Origin of the sequence: Mycoplasma nasistruthionis, from assembly GCF_006228185.1 — a bacterium.
Lineage (GTDB): Bacteria > Bacillota_I > Bacilli_A > Mycoplasmatales > Metamycoplasmataceae > Mycoplasmopsis > Mycoplasmopsis nasistruthionis.
Genome location: NZ_CP040825.1, coordinates 363,612 through 380,497, shown reverse-complemented (window position 1 = coordinate 380,497; position 16,886 = coordinate 363,612). Strand labels below are relative to the sequence as shown.

At 30.3% G+C, this 16,886-nt stretch carries 7 protein-coding genes; 6 read left to right on the top strand and 1 reads right to left on the bottom strand.

Annotation, left to right across the window (positions count from 1 at the left end; genetic code table 4):
* Positions 1–30 precede the first annotated feature (30 nt).
* On the top strand, positions 31–909 hold the full coding sequence (gene tsf / locus FG904_RS01510; protein WP_139592171.1) for a translation elongation factor Ts: 879 nt from the start codon (positions 31–33) through the stop codon (positions 907–909).
* A 124-nt stretch (positions 910–1,033) separates the two neighbouring features.
* Complete coding sequence (locus tag FG904_RS01505; RefSeq protein WP_139592170.1) at positions 1,034–4,576, top strand: hypothetical protein; 3,543 nt, start codon at positions 1,034–1,036, stop codon at positions 4,574–4,576.
* A gap of 39 nt (positions 4,577–4,615) precedes the next feature.
* Here FG904_RS01505 and FG904_RS01500 read toward each other — a convergent pair whose 3' ends face one another.
* Positions 4,616–7,243: a hypothetical protein gene (locus FG904_RS01500; RefSeq protein ID WP_139592169.1), complete on the bottom strand. Its 2,628-nt coding sequence runs from the start codon at positions 7,241–7,243 to the stop codon at positions 4,616–4,618.
* Between the two features lie 143 nt (positions 7,244–7,386).
* Here FG904_RS01500 and FG904_RS01495 point away from each other — a divergent pair, with 143 nt between their 5' ends.
* From FG904_RS01495 to FG904_RS01480, 4 genes are all read left to right on the top strand, one after another.
* A complete protein-coding gene (locus tag FG904_RS01495; protein ID WP_139592168.1) occupies positions 7,387–9,372 on the top strand; it encodes a PDxFFG protein in 1,986 nt (661 codons plus the stop codon).
* Positions 9,373–9,563: 191 nt separating this feature from the next.
* Positions 9,564–12,719 carry a hypothetical protein gene (locus FG904_RS01490; RefSeq protein WP_139592167.1) on the top strand — a complete coding sequence of 1,052 codons (3,156 nt, stop codon included), beginning with the start codon at positions 9,564–9,566 and terminating at the stop codon, positions 12,717–12,719.
* A gap of 14 nt (positions 12,720–12,733) precedes the next feature.
* On the top strand, positions 12,734–15,826 hold the full coding sequence (locus tag FG904_RS01485) for an ABC transporter substrate-binding protein (protein ID WP_139592166.1): 3,093 nt from the start codon (positions 12,734–12,736) through the stop codon (positions 15,824–15,826).
* A 3-nt stretch (positions 15,827–15,829) separates the two neighbouring features.
* Positions 15,830–16,885 (top strand): ABC transporter permease, encoded by a 1,056-nt coding sequence (locus FG904_RS01480; RefSeq protein ID WP_139592165.1) that lies wholly within the window; start codon positions 15,830–15,832, stop codon positions 16,883–16,885.
* Position 16,886 lies beyond the last annotated feature (1 nt).

Below are 16,886 nucleotides of genomic sequence, written 5' to 3'. Positions count from 1 at the left end.
TATTAAACTTTAAAACCTTAGGAGATAATCATGGCAGACATGAAAATGGAAAAGATCAAAGAATTAAGATCAAGAACCAATTCAGCTTTAGTGGACTGTAAAAAAGCTTTAGAAGCTACTAATTACGAAATTGAAGCTGCTATTCAATGACTAAAAGAAAATGGAATTGTTAAAGCTGCTAAGAAAGCTGGACGGATTACGGCTGAAGGTGCTGTAGCTGCGTTCGGTAATGAAAAACAAGCTGTTTTAGTAGAAATTAACTCTGAAACAGACTTCGTTGCTAAGAACGACAAATTTATTTCATTATTAAGCGAAGTAACTCAATCAGTATTTAACGCTAACGCTAAATCATTAGAAGAAGCTTTAGCAGTTAAATTAGCAAACGGCGACACAGTTGAACAAGCATTAGTTAATGCAACAGCTGTTATTGGTGAAAAAATTTCATTACGTCGTATTGAAAGAGTTGAAGCTAAAGAAGACCAAGTATTAGGTATTTACGAACATGCAAACAAACAAGTTGCTGCTGTTGTTACAGTTAAAGGAAACAACACTGAAGCTGCAAGAAATGTTGCAATGCATGTATCAGCAATGAATCCTGAATTTGTGTTAACAGAACAAATTCCTGCTGAAAGATTAGAATCAATCAAGGAAGGTTTTGTAGCACCAAATGGTTTCGAAAATAAACCAGAAAAAATTCAACAATCAATTACAGAAGGATGACTAAACAAACAATTATCAGAATTTGTTTTAGAAAAACAAGCTTTTGTAATGGAAGATTCATTATCAGTAGCAAAATACTTAGAAAATCACAACTGTGAATTAGTTTCTGCTATTAGATACGAAGTTGGAGAAGGAATTGAAAAAGTTCAATCTAACTTTGCTGATGAAGTTGCTGGAATGGTTAAATAGTTTCCATTCAATCAAGTAATTTAAGCGTACAGTACTTTCTACAAAAAGTCTGTGCGCTTTTTTTCTATAGAAAAATAAGTAAAATTAAAATAACAAACACTTTTATACAACAAAGGGGTATATTATGAAACTCAACAGAAAATTATGATTATCACTATTCAGCTTAGCTCCTGTTACAGTTTTAGCAGCAGCTTGCCAGAGCACAAGTGATAATTCATCAGATTCACAATCACAAGATTCTTTAGTTAAGCAAAAAGAATCAAAATTACAAGAAGCTAAAACATTTTTGAATAAACTAGCTAATCAATCACAATTGCAAGCTTTTGTTTCAAACAAAAAAGCATCATTACAAGAAAGAGAAATGGCTCTAGCTAATAAAACAGAATTATTAGCTTCAGACCTTCAAGATTTAGTAAATTTCGTTAATGTATTACAATCAGAAGCTCAAGATGCAATTTTAGAACAATTAAACAGAAACTCAATGGTGGTTAATGATTTAAACAATCAAATTGCTGAAAAGCAAGCACAATTAGATGCTAAAGCTAATTTATCAAATGATGAACTATCATCACTTCAATCAGAATTACAAGCTTTAAAACAAAAATTAGCTGATGCACAAACTGAAAATAAATTCTTAGAACAATCAATTGTTAAAAGACAACCATCAGCAAAATTAGCTGTTCAAAAACTAGCATTATTATCTGATTATTATGTAAACGAATTAAAAACTAAATACCCAACACAATATAACAACAACAGCACTTTAATTGAAGGTTTCCAAGAATCAAGTAAAAAAACACAACAAGAAGTTGAAGCAATTGAGGAAGATTATTCAACAATTAGACAACTACAAAGACTTGTTTTATTCTACATTGAAAGACTTTCAGTTCTAACAAGCTACTTTGGTGATGCACAAGTTTCAATTCCGCTAGACCGTGAAGAATTCATGAATGAATTGTTTGCTTGAAGAATTAACGATTTAAGCCTATTAGTTGCAAAATTAGAAGAAAAACCATCTAAAACAGAAGCTGATCAAGCTAATTTAACCTTAGCTAAAGGAATTAAATCTAACTATGAAGCCTTAGTAACAGAAGGTTCTGAATTCTTTGCATCAAACTTTTTTGAACAAGTTAAAGAGTTTCACCGTGCTGAAGTACAATTATGATTAGCTCAAATCCAAAACCCGCTTAAATTTAATGAATATCAAGTGAAATTTGGAGTAAATGATTTAACAGTTTCAGAATTCCCTCTTTCAGTAAAAATTAAAGACCAACAAGCATTAGCCAAACTAAAAGAAGTGGCTGACTCAGTGGCAGAGGAATATAGACAATTTTTCCAATCATCAGGACAAAATTTCTTAAAATCTATCCGTTACAGAGAGTTATATAAAGAGTTTTTTGATGATTTATTAAAAGTTACACGTTATCAATATATACCTAATGAATCATCATTAAATGGATTACTATATGTTGTTGAAAAAGCAAGAGGTGCTTTAGAAAAATACAAAAAAGATACAGCACAAGAATTACAAACAATAACAAATGAAATAAACAACTTATATGATGGTTCATTCAATGGAAGTTTATATACAAAATATCGTACAGAAATAAGAAGTAAATTCCAGTCAATGGAAGATGATGATATCAATTATAAGCATTACAGAGATATGAATTCATGAGCTAATAAAGAATTCAATACTATTAAAGCAATGCCACAATCAAATGTTTTACAAGCGTTTGATAAATTAGTAGCTCTTGAAAAACTACAATCACAAATCGACTCAATGGTTGAGTTTACAAATTACTGAAAATCTTTAGGTTTAAATCCAAAATCAGATGAATCTTTACAAGCGGTGTTGAGATTAACATCAGCTGAAACAAAATACTCAAAACAAGCTCAACTAGCTAAAGATAGACAGGCAGAATATAAAAAAGCTCAAACTGAATTAGCTAATTTAACAAACCAATTAAAGGTTGTGAAGTTAGCAGGCGATGATTTAAATGTTTCTGATGAACTTGCTAAGCTGGTTGCTGCAAGTTCAAAACTAAAAAATGACTTATCATCAATGTTTGCTGAAGGATACTCAGAAACATTTGTCTCATCTTTAACTAATTTACAAACACGTTTACAATCATTTATAGATGAATTATCAGCATTAAATTCACAAGATGACAAAACACAAGCTAAAGCAAAACTAGCTCAATTTTCAGAGTATTTAACTTCATTTGAAAGTACAGTAGGAAACCCTGGGGATGGTAATTCAGATTTCTTGTTTGAAAAATTTAAAGAATTAACATTTAGCGAATCTCGTTCAGGAGATAAAGAAAAAGCAATAGCTTTAATGAATAAATATAAAGAATTCCTACAAACATTAAACCATGAACCATTTACAACTGAACAAGATGCAAGAACTTATTTAACAGAGAAAAAAGCTAAAGCAACTGAAATCAATAGTGAATTAGATACTGCTATGGAAGAAAATGGCTTCTTATATGGTTATGATTTACACGATTACAATGATTTTAGGGACACATTCCGTGATCAAATAAGCAATATTGCAAACTATGTATTTAGACGTTCAAGTTCATGAGAAACAGCTAATTTAGAAACATTGAATGGATATGTAAAATCAGCGAAAGATCAGGCACAAGAATACTTAGACACATTTGGTTCATTAAATTCATCAACAAATTCGTTAAATGCTGAAATAACAGGTTATATAACAGATGAACAAACAACAATCGAAACTCTTGAAAGAAGAGATGCAAAAGTTAAAAAAGAATCTTACATCGTTCCAGGTCAAGAACTATTTGCATTCATCAGACAAATTAATATTGCTGAATCTAAATTGTTAGACCAAATTGCTATTTCTGATACAGATGAAGATAGATTTGTTTATGAAACTACAACAAAAGCTTTAAAAGAGCTAAAAGAAAGAAATATTTATTTCAGAAACTTAACAACTATCTCAAGTAGGACTTTTGAATCTAGATCTGATTTAGATGTTAAAAGAAATGAAAACACCTTAAACTCTGATGATTTAAGAGATTCAAGTGTTGAATTAACAGCTCAAGAAGATTTACAACGTAGAGATTTACTAGCAAAAGTAGTTGCATTTAAAAACCAAGCTAATGCTACAATTCAAAAACTAAAATCACTAGATTTACCAAATGCTGCAGATAATTTAGCATTTTTAGTGGATGAAGAAGAATTAGCAAAACTAAAAACCGAAAAACTACAAGAAAAAGTTACAGACTTAGAAACAAACTTTGCCACAAAATTAGAAGAAGCTAAAACATTAGTAACAACAGCAGAAAACGCAGCTGTAGATCCAGGAGCTTTAACTGCTCAATTGCTAGAAATTGAAAAAAGATATTATGATGCTAATAATGCTGTTCTTGCAGCATTAGCAAATGAAAATGAAGCAACAGAATTAAAAGCAAAATTAGCTGAAGTTAGAAAAGAATACTACGATTTCTTAAACTCAGACAAATATATTATTGCAAACAATACTTATGTAAAATTCTCAGCTTCATACTATGTAAATGATGATGAAACCAAATTTACTTCATTTGAATTAGCAAAAATATATGCAGATTACAAAGCAATTGCCACAATTTTAAAATCATTAAATGAAAAATATATTAAAGTAAAAGTTTCAGAATAGGAAACAAAAAGTTAGCTAAGGCTAACTTTTTATTTAAATCTATGTAGATCATTTAGAGTAAAATGCTGAAAATTTAGTTAATAAATCAGATAAATTTTTACTTTGATAATCTAGCGATTTTCTAAATAATGGAGCTGTCTCTCTTTGAAAAATTACACCAAAAGAACTAGGTTGTAAGGAAATATCATAATCATATAAATATCCTAAGTTTTCTTTCAATTGATCATTTAATTGTTTGTATCTATCAGATTCTGTGTCGATAACATCAGATAAATCAGCAACTAATTTATCAACTTGCTTTTGTACTGAGGCTCTGTTGTTTAAAGTAGCCGTATATCAGTTTTCATATTCTGTTCCTGAATTTTCGATTCTTGCATTGTCAACATTGAACCTATCATTAACTCTTTTTACCAATTCCCTTATAGGTAAGATGTAAACGTTTAAAACATTCGTTGCTCTTTTATAAAATCCAGCAAAAGCAGAGTTTGCTGCATTTTGGTATTGTGTAATTACTTTTACACCTTGTGCATAGGCATTAACATCAAATTCGCCAGAAGATTTTAGTCTTAATAAAATAGTTTGATTATCATTTCATAGATTATTGCTTAAGTTATCATCAAATAAACTTAGAAGTTCAACAAATGATTTATAACTTTCAAGGCCTTTGATTAGTGCTCCTTGTTTTTCGCCAGTATTAAACGAATTAAACTTAGTTTGAAGTAAATTATATTCTTCTGTGTTTAATTGAACTGATTTTGATTCTTTTTTGATGGTTTCATCAATTCTTAACATATATGACCTGTTTCTAGTTAAAAGTTGTTTCATTCTTTCTACATTTCCTAACTTTTCAACCAGTGTCACTGTATTATTCAATAATTTTTCAGACAATTTATGATCGGCTATTGTGAAACTATTTTTGTAAGTGTTTAATTCCTTAATATGCTTTTTAGATAGATTTATTTCATAAAATAAATTCAACCTTTGCTCAGTAGTTTCTTCAAGCAATTGATTTTTGGTAATAATTGCTTGATTAAACTCATTGTAAATATCAATAGTAGCATTTGTTTTATTACTAAACAATTCATTTAATTTGTTAGTAAAAGCATCAGTAGCATTAATTGCATTTGATAAAAATTCATAACTGTTTTCTAAATTTGGTCTTAAAGTCACAAGATTTAACTGACTTAAAAACGTACTTCAAAGTTCATCTACTTCAGTATTGTTAGACTCAATATTCTTTTTGTAGTTGTTATAAAACTCTTTAATATTTTCTTGCAAGTTTTGATATTTTGAAGTTAAATATTTAATAACTAAACGTTGCGTATCTTGGTCAATTCCTTGATTTTCAGATAAAGAGTTAAACATTGCACTATCAGAATTAATTTGTTGTTTCAATCTATTTTCAATTGATTTTAAATTTAAAAAACCTAAAACTTTTGTTTGAGTTAATTCAACCTTAGAAGTATTGTTTGTAATGTTGTTTTTGTATAAATCTAACTGATTACCAATTCATTCCACTAATTGTTGTAGTTTTGTATCAGCTTCTTGAAAAATATTTCTAATTTCAAAACATAATTGATGAATTTTAATGGCATATTCTTCTGCATTATTTGGAGTAATTACTCATCCACCTAAACTAGCATACTTAACCATTAAATCACCACCAAATTTCATTGCATAGTCTCTGGCTTTTTGCATAATTTCTTCACTAAGTTGATTACCAGTGACTACATTTTGAAGAATGTAATTTTCTATATCATAGAATTTATTAAAACTGTCCTTAAGTAATGAATGAAGTTTTTCAACTCTTTGTTGAACATGATCTTGCAACCTTGAACTAATTTGAGCATAATTGTCTTCTGCAATATTAGTTAGCATTTTCTTGTATCAAATTTCTTCTTTTGCAAATAAATCATCAGTATAAGGATTTAGCCTATAAAGATTAGATCTAGCAAAAGCTATAGCTTGAGCAGATTTTCATAAAACTCTTGCATTTTGGTCAATCTTAAGCATTTTCTGATTGTACTCTTGTGAGGTTGACATGTCAGAATTAATATTACTTTCTATAAATTCTGCACTAATACCATTTAATTCAAAGCGATCAATATTGTTGCTAATATTATTTAAAACGTGTGTATTTGGATCAGGTTGAACTATTTCATCTTCTTCTAAAATAGGACCTGGATGAATTTCAGTTATATCAACATCATCGCCGCGCGGCTTGGCAACCGGCATAGCATTTTCACCAGTTTCTGGACTATCATTAATTACTCTTTTATTTACAGGATTAGAATTAAAAGTTAATCTTTTTAAGCGGTTAGTGTCATCTTGAACTTTTGGGTTTGAAACGGGCTTTGTTTCATCTGCTAAGTTTAAAACTTTCTTTTCAGGAACTTCTTTCTTTAGAAATTTATTGACAGGATCATCAGGATTAATTTCATTGTTACTAATGGGAGAAATCTCAGGTTGTTTCTCATTAGCATTTAACAAAATCTTTCTAGTTTCTTTATTTGGATCAGTTGAATTATTTAAGTTATTTTGGTTATTTAGGTCAGCTGATTTAGCACTATTTTTGGCTTGATAAATGAAGTATCCACCGAGCCCTGCACTTGTGGCTATTAAACCAAAAGTTGCAAAAACCAGCATAATTTTGACTGTTTTTTTCATTTTTTCCCTCCATTTAATAAATAAGAGCTTTAATGAAATGAACTAAAAAAGAACTAACCAATCAGTAATATTGTGGTAAAATTTAAATTATATTAATAAATTAATATAAAAACATTTTACAAACACAACGAAAGGATGTACTTATGATAAAAAATTGATCATTAAAATGGAAAGTACTGATGTCTTTAGGAATCTTAGCTGCTGTTTCAGGTGTGGTTGCTGGAAGTGCAATTGCATACGCTGAAAACTCAGATGAAAAATTAGGGCCAACAGCTCCAGTTGATAAAAATCTTTTTTCAAATAACTATGCTCGTATTTATGAAGGGGATAAATTAACTCCTGAAATTGCGATTTTAGACCCACGTAGAAAAGTTAAGGTTGCTAATTTAAATCATGATACTCAAGAATATTCTTTTGTTTCAGATCCTGAAACAAAATATTCATTTGATGACTTTTTTAATGAATATTACAACAGATACAATGAATCTTTTGTTTTATCAGTAAGATACGGATCATTCAGTTTCTATGATGAATACGTTCTTGCTGTACATCCAAAGCAATTCGTTGATTTTACAAATTGATTTATTAAAAATGTTGCATGAGGTCCTGATTTACTAACCTTAGATAGTTTCAGAATTGTGCCGGGGGTAGAACAAAACGGTAATGCCATCACTTTAGGTTCTCACTCTACACTACACAAAGAAGTTAGTGAAATCAAATTCTTCCCTGATGCATTTTTTGGTTCATTACCAATGTATTCTGGACTAAGCGGACGTGGAAACGCTGCTGATGCTTTAACATATTCAACATTTTCAGGCGAAGTACCAAAAGACATAGTTGACGAGTTTTTAAAATCTGTAGCAACTGCTTCAGCTGTTAAAAACTCTTCAATTCTGCCAAATAATGAACCTTACTTAAATATCACTATTCCTGCTAAGTTAAATAACAAAAAATTCTTAGTAGCTCAACCTCAAAATGCTGATGCTCGTACAATTGAAAATCAAACTGTATTTTTACCACTAAATACAACAGCTGAACAGTTTGAAGCAATTAAAAGCAAATATGCACAAGAGTTTGAAGAATCAGGAATTGTTTCATTAGATAACTTTAAACCTGCAACAATTGTTTCAGCAGTAAGTTCAAAAGATGAAAGAACAAATGAAAATAGATTTACAGTTAGATTTAACTTTGATGATTCAAAATTAAATGAACCATTAGTAATCAACTTAAGAGCGCCATTATTCCAAGGTCGTTCATACACAACTTATCAAACTTTTGTTCAAGAAATTACTGATAATACAAAACATTTCTTAGACTTTTACGACTACACATCATACATTGGTGAAAAAATATTTATCTTTGATGATGCTAGCGGAAACAGACACTATTATGCTTCATTTGTGCAGGCATTAAATTCAAATTCTGAATTAGATGATTTAACAGTTGAACAACAACGTGCTAGAGTTAAACAAGTAACCGTATCTAATTTCTCAGTTGAAAAAAGAGAATTTGCAAATGGATTTAGCTTAACAGTTAATTATGATGCGCCAAATGGTGAAAAATTACTTGATGTCTTTTTAGCAAACGAGCAAAATAACTACCGTCCAGCAAACTTTGAAGCATTCAAAGATGCAATCGGATATGTTGGTTCAATTTCTCCAATTATTGCTGACTATACACCAGAAGATATTTCACTAGTTGATAAACAAGGAAATCCAATTAAAGGTTTAGCTGCGCGTAAATATCAAATTTACAATGAAGTTTACAATGGTTTAATTGATAAAGTAATTGAAAAATATCCACACTTAGTTAAAGACTTAAATGGTCCACACATTGCCAAAAAAGTTAATGACCAAGGATTTTATGAATACACTTTAGAAAATGGTCCATACAAAGGATTTTTAAAATCAGACAGAATTGGATTACCTTTAGTTTTAGGTGCTCTTGTTCCTGGCTTTAAAGGAATTCCGACAGACTTCTTAAAATATGTAGCAACTCATGAATATGGACACCACTTAACACTAGATCAAGGTCAATCATGAAATGATACTGCTAATGCTGTTTTAGTTGGGGGCTATCAACTAGAGGTGGAGCTTCTGATTCATCATTCTATTCATTTGAAGCACTAAAAAACTACTTAGATGCTAGAACTAACATCGAAATTCAACGTGCTAATGCAATTGGTCAAGATAAAGAAGATGGTAAATTCCTAAAATTCAAATTTGGTAAATTAGACCAAAACGGAAAAGTAACAGGTTATGAACTAGAAAATCCTGCTGATATTTGAGGTTCAACAAATCCTAAAGCAGATATTTTTGAAGTGTTAAACAATCCAAAACGTAGATTCTTACAAAGTTTTGAAGGAATGGTTAATGCTGCAAAAGAAAGAAATGTTGCATTAGGCGATTTATTCCTAGCTAACTCATTTGATACTGACTCAGGAACTTTAAACCCACAAATTACTGGAACTTCAAAAACTTTCAAAAAATCAACTGATGCAAATGGTAATGTTTCTTATTCATTTTCCGATCTAACTGCTAAAGCAATCATTGAACAACTTACAGACGGTGCTGGTAATCCTTTAACTAATGCAATTAAGTTTTCAGATGACAATACTTTTACATTAAATATCATTGAAACTTCAACAACCGAAGCCGGAACAATGGTTACAAAAGTAAACTTATTTGATGCAAACAACAAACCAATCATTAAAGTCCCATTAAATGAAGTTTTAGATCCTGAATCATTAGCTTACATTAATCAACAAGTTCAAGTTGTTGGAAATGCTTTACAAAGTATTATTGACCGTAATATGTTTGACTCAGGATGAAACTCAGCCAACACATTCATTGGTGGTGGTTTAAATTCTGGAATTACAGACTTGTTATCACGTGATTTGATTTCAGGATACTTTGAAAAAGTTAAAGCTAGAAAAAATCCAATTGAAATTAATCCACAAGCTAATGACCCAAGAGAGCAAAACTTACCTGAAAAAAGAAGTGCTTTTACATACTTAGCACTAAGACAGTCGATTGATGGGTCAGCATCTGACATTTTTAGATACTTTAGAACATCAATTGCTCTGCCAATTACTGAACCAGATTCAGGATACAACTTCTTAGATGAATCTGATGCTGCTAAAGTAGCAATTTTCAACAACGGTCAAGACTTCTTTACATCAAAACGTTTCACAATTCCTTACACATCTACTTCTTTAATTTCAAGAGATGTACACCGTGAAATTGACATTAACCGTATTGCTGATCAAATTAATGCACCAAGAACTTCAGGTAGATTGCAAAGATCATTTGCAAATGCTATAGCACAAGCTTTTGGATACTTAAACAACGCAAACGATCCTTCATCAACTGCTAATCGTGATTATTTAATTTACTTTGATGAAAACAATCGTCCAGTTGAATTAAATACATTTATCCCATTAATTACTCAATCAATTGATCGCTTCAAAACTGTGATTAAAAAAGTTGGATTTAACCCATTTAGCCGTAATTTAAATGAAACAGATCGTTCACTACTAGCAGCTTCATCAACTAACTTAAAAATTTCTTCATCTCATCCTGACTTTACAAGAGACAGAAATACTGTAGCAACTTTAAATTTAGAAGACTTATTAGAATGAGCAAGCTTAGATTATTCACAAGCAACTTATGATCAAACAGCAGGTAAATATAACTGAAATGTTGACTATGTAAAAACTAAGTTCAACTTAGCTGATGTTTCAAAAATCATTGCAGAAGATACAACTTTACGTGGACTTGATAAAAACGAAGCTGGATCAAGTGATCAAGCTAAAGCAAACTACATTATTAAGAAATTTAGAAATTCTAACCTATTTTTAGTAGTTAAAGACTTTAATCCAGTTACTGAATTAGTAGCAAATAGAGCCTTTTTATCAAAAGAATACGGAATTACTTTCTTAAATACAGCATTTACTAAGTATTATGTTGAAGACTTAAATGCAATTCCTGAAAATGATAGAAATCGTTTAAACTTTGATGTTGTTAAATTGCAAGCAATGTTTGCTGAATTAACTCAAAAATACAACTTATCAGCAGAAGATGCTAAATATCTAAACACACAAGACCTTTACACATTCTTAGGAAACATCATTTATTTTACAAACTTAGGAAACTACAAAACTCCTACATTTGACTTATTTGGTTATGGTGTATTTTCAGCAGGTGAACCTTCATCAGACGTTTTAAATTACAACTCAACAAGAGTTGAAACTTTATTAAACGATAAATTCACTGACTATATTTACTCAATTGCTGAAACTTTAACTAGAGATTATGTTCAAACAACTTACATTCCAGACTTCAACGAATTTGGAAACACACCTGTTTACATGAAAGGTCTATCAGAAGCTATTTCAGGATTAGATTACATCGTTGATGGTACTGCTTTAGAATTCTTAAGACATAAAGCAAACAGCCAAGAAAACATGGCAAAAGGTATTTTAGGTGCTGTTAATGGATTGTTATACGATAAATACTTTGAAAAAACAATGCCACTTCAAATTGAATCAAACTTCAAAATCGCTAAGTTAAGAGAACAATTAGATGTTTTAAGAGCAGAAAGAAACAGATTTATCGTTGATTCACCAGAATACAATGCTAAAAATGCTGAATTAACCAAAGTTACATCTGAATATGCTCAAGAAGTCGATTCGAAACAAAGAGCAATTGCAACAATTCGTGAAGAAATCTTCAAAAACTGAAATACAAGAAGATTCTTAGAAGAATTTGAATCAAGAGACTCAAATTACTTCGGTCAATTTATTTCAAGAAACAACGGATTCTTCAAAGATCGTTTTGAAAAAGAAAAAATCGGAATGACTTTATATGATGATAACCGTCAAGCAATTCAAGACACTAATATCAGAATTAAAGATTTCCAAGGGCAAGCAGTTACATCACGTCCAAAAGCATTCTTCATTTCACAATTATTAAACTATGGTGTATCTAAACGTACAATTTCTGGTTTCTTTAGAAACAAAGAATTAGATGCAATTGCACTGTACGGATACATTCCAAACGAATTAGCTAAACAAGCTAAATTTGTTGAATTCACTGATGTTGAAACAAATGAAAAATTATATGTTCCAATCAACATTGATAAAACAAACAATATTTTCTACTATGAAACACAAGGTGATGCATCTTCAAAAGTAACTATTGAAGATTTAGGTTATACATCATGATTATCAGATTACTCACTAATGGGTAAATATCGTAATACACTGTTAAAACCAAAACACCAATACTACATTTCATTTGCTAATGAAAATAAAGAAACAATTCAAGACTTTGAACTAGGTAATGTAACTCAAATGGGTGAAAACGGTAAAGCCATTGAACAATCCCCAGTTAAAGTTTATGCAGAACAAAAAGATGGAATAAAAACAAATAAAGTTATTTTATCTGTTGATTTCCAATTTAACATTTCACACTAAAACAAGGAGGGAAGATGAACAAAAAATTCAAACGATTATTCACAATTGGTTTAGTTGCATCTGCTCCTTTATCAATTGCGAGTTTAGTAGCATGTGGACAAACTAAAACAGACACAACCTCAAATGCACTTATTAATAACAGTGTAAAAACACGTGGCTATGATTTAGGTCTAGCTACTGAACCAATTAATAACTTAAACTACATTAAGTACAAATCAATGGATAAAATTTTACCTTCTATCGTTGATTCATTCTTAAAAAACGGACCTTCTCAAAACTTATCAGCAATTATTAAAACTAACAGTTACAACTTTGGTATTGTTGATACGAAAAGTGCTAAAGGTACATCAAATTTTGATACTTTCTTTAGAATAGCTCAGTCAAATCTAAAAGAGGAAGAAGGAAAAGGTTTAATTACTTCACAGTATTATTCAATTGATCAATTCAGAACAGTGGGTGGATTAGCTGACGATTCAGGATCAGGAGCTAACACTCGTCAAAAATCAACAATTTATGCCTTTACAAATCCACGTAATTCAAACAACTACATGGCTTTTACAGGGTTTACTAATGTTAAGAAAAATCAATGAAGCAATGGTGATTACATCAACGCGCAAGACATTAGAGATTATTTAGAATACATTTTTGACTTAAACACAGGTTCTCAAAAATTAGATCAATTCAGAAAATTTGGTTTTAGAGCAGCTGATAAATTTATTGATGCTCAAAAAGAATACTTAATCAAACACAACCAAACTTATAAAAATCCATTCGGTCGTAGACGTTATGTTTTTAGTGAATTATTAGGCCGTTATATTCAAGACCCTGCTGATGATACGGTTTGAAAATCACAAATTCCAGGCGATGAAGAACAAGTAGCTAAAATTAAGCAAGCTGCTTTAGAATTCGGATTCTACACTGGTCAATTATTCTTAGATTATGACAACTCATTCATTCAAGAATTTATGAACTTACCTGAAAACTCTGGTAATTTCAATTTAGAAGATGAAGTTCAAGAGTTTACAATCTTAGATAAAACAGGTCAAAAAGTAAAAATTCAACTTGTTAAAAACCCTTACAGAAACCCATATCAAAGTTTCTTAATCTCAGGAAATGAATTATCTTACTCAATTGCATCAGTTGCTAGAGATGAAAACTCATTCACTGCAATTTTTGACGAAAATCACACTCCTGACTTATCATTCTTAGTATTTACAATTATGTATAATTTGTACCCTGCTAACCGTAGATACATTGAAACAGAAGGTGGTGGTATTGATAAATATGGTTCAGAACCTGATAAATTCTTAACTAGTGGACCATTTTATATTCCTAAAGGTTCAAACGGTATTTTACTTGGGCCTAACGGTTATATTAACTTAGTTAAAAATAACGATTACTTTGATGCTGAAAACGTTATATCTGACAAAATTAGAATTCTATTTTCAACTAACAGAAGTACAAATGCTTTATTCTTTGAAGATGGATACATTTCACAAACTTATATTCCAGCAGCCAAAATGAATACATATTGAGCTGATCCTGAATTTAAGGAATATTTAAACAAAAATACAGGTTATGGAACTATTGCTTTTGGATTTAACTTAGATAATGAAAAAAATGCAAACAGTTTTATTCAAGATTCAGATTTAAGAAACGCTATTTACTATGGAATTAATCGTGATAGCATTTTAAAATTTGTTGGATGAGATTTCTCATTCCCTGTTAATACTTGAACGGCTTATGGTCAATATAAAACATTTGACGGTAAAAACTTAGAAACATTCTTTGAAGGACAAAAACAAAGAGCTAAAAACGATAAAGAATTTGCATTACAAAATTACGATTTTGTATTGCACCTTGCAAAAAGCTTTAACTTCGAAAAAACAGAAAGACGTGATTTAACATATGACGTTGAAACTGCTCAGTTCTATCTAAATCGTTTTAAAGCTAAGTACCCCAACCAAGAAAAAGTTGTTTTAAGATTCTTAAACAACGGTTCGGATGAACAAAAAGCAGCTGGTAGATATCTAAAAGAAACTCTAGAACGTTTATCAAATGGTTTTGTAACAGTTGAATTAAAATCACTACCTGAAAACATTTTCGTAAGTAACCTTGAAAAAGGTGAAGGATATGACATTATTTATCAAAACTATGACCGCTTAGGTGGTAATGGTGCTTACGATTATGTTTCAGTATTCTTTAAACGTGATGAAATTGATACTGTTAACCAAAAAACAATTGGTTTCAAAGATAACCCAGTAGGTTCATTTACTTACTCAGATTATTTAGCTGACTTAGTAATTGAAAAACTGCAAGCTTCAGATCAAAATGCTACTAAAGCATCATTTATTCAAACAGACATTGATAAAATAATGGCTGAAATCAATAAACAAACTTCAAAAATAACAGATTTAAAACAACTAACAAATTACAGTAAATTAAAATCTGATTATCAAAAATTACTACAAAACATCACTAATGCTAACGTTTTAGAATTTAACCGTAATCATGCTAATTTCTTAGCTACTGTTTTAAATCAAGCTAACCCAGGTAAAAACTACACTGACACCTATGTTAGTGATTTAATTGATTACAATTTATTAACTAATGAAAACATTAGAAAATCAAGACTAAACAGAGCTTATGTGCATTATTTAGCACAAAACTACACTGTTCAAGAAATTGCTGAATTAACTCAAGATACAGCAGAGAGATTAATGTTTAATTTAGATGAAACTTTAAAAGAAACATTAAACAAGCAACAAATTCCAAACTTATGAGAAAAATTCATTGAACTTTCATTACCAAAAGGAAATGAAACAACATTTGAATACACATCAAGAATTAGTTCATTCTTCTCAGGAAACTTCTCTGATCAAGACCTAGCACACGGATGAGAACAATCAATCGTTTACATCTTTATAGGTTCATTAGAAAAAATTATTCGTGATGGTGCATTTGTTGTTCCGTTAATGGAAGTTGATACTAACTGAGAGATTACAAAAGTTGGTGGAGTTGACGGACTATTCCGTTTTGCATTACAATATGCATATGACTTTACTAGACCACCAAGAGAAAACCTACCTAAAAAACGTGAAGGATAATTAATGAAAAAGGAAATTATTAAAGTTGATAACAAGAATTATGTCCTGTCAGACAATTCTGTTATCTTTCAAAATAAAAGATCAACTGATCTAACTTTAAAAGAAAAACTTCTAGCTATAGACTCACCATTTTTAAAGAGTTCATGAAAGATGACAAAAATTCTTTTAGAATTCTTTATCATTGGACTTATCGTTATTTCTATTACGTTTTTCTTAATTAATGCTGTTCCTGGTGAAAACCCCTTAACACAAGGGCTAGACGAAGGTGCTAGAAAAGCCAGAGAAGCAAAATATGGACTAGATTTACCATTAATTACTAGATACTTTAACTATTTAGCTAATTTATTCAGAGGTGATTTTGGTATCTCGCTATCCTTATTCCCTGAACAGTCTATTAATTCCTTTATTTGAGTTAGATTTTATAAATCATTCTTAGTAGGTATTTTCTCGGTCTTTCTAACAGTTACAATCGGAATTTCACTTGGTATTTGAATTGGTAAAAATCCAGGTGGAATAGTTGATAATGTTTCAACTGTTATAGTAAGTATTTTCTCATCAGTTCCATCAATTATTTTTGCCTTGTTATTAGTCTTTATTGGTCGTGCAGTAGGATTGCCTTATATCTTTGATCAAAACAACTTTATAACCTTCATCCTACCAGGGCTAGCGCTTTCATTGGGAAGCATTATTGTTTATATTAAATACATTAGAACTGAATTAAACAGAGAACTTAATTCAGTTCATGCTAAATTTGCTTACCTAAAAGGTGTGTCAAAAAACAGATTTGTTTGAAAACACGCACTTAAACCAGCACTATTCCCAATTGCTACCTTTTTCCCAGCTGTTATTTTTGGATCATTCTTAGGAAGTATTTTCATAGAACAAATTTTCCTAATACCAGGTTCTGGTGATACTTTACTACAAGCTATTCAATCAAAAGATTACAACGTTATTTTATTCTTAATCGTTATGTTTGCTTTATTAACTGTTTTATCATATGCATTCAGGGACATTTTATATGAAGCAATCGACCCTAGAATCAGAAGAAGAGGAGCGTAAT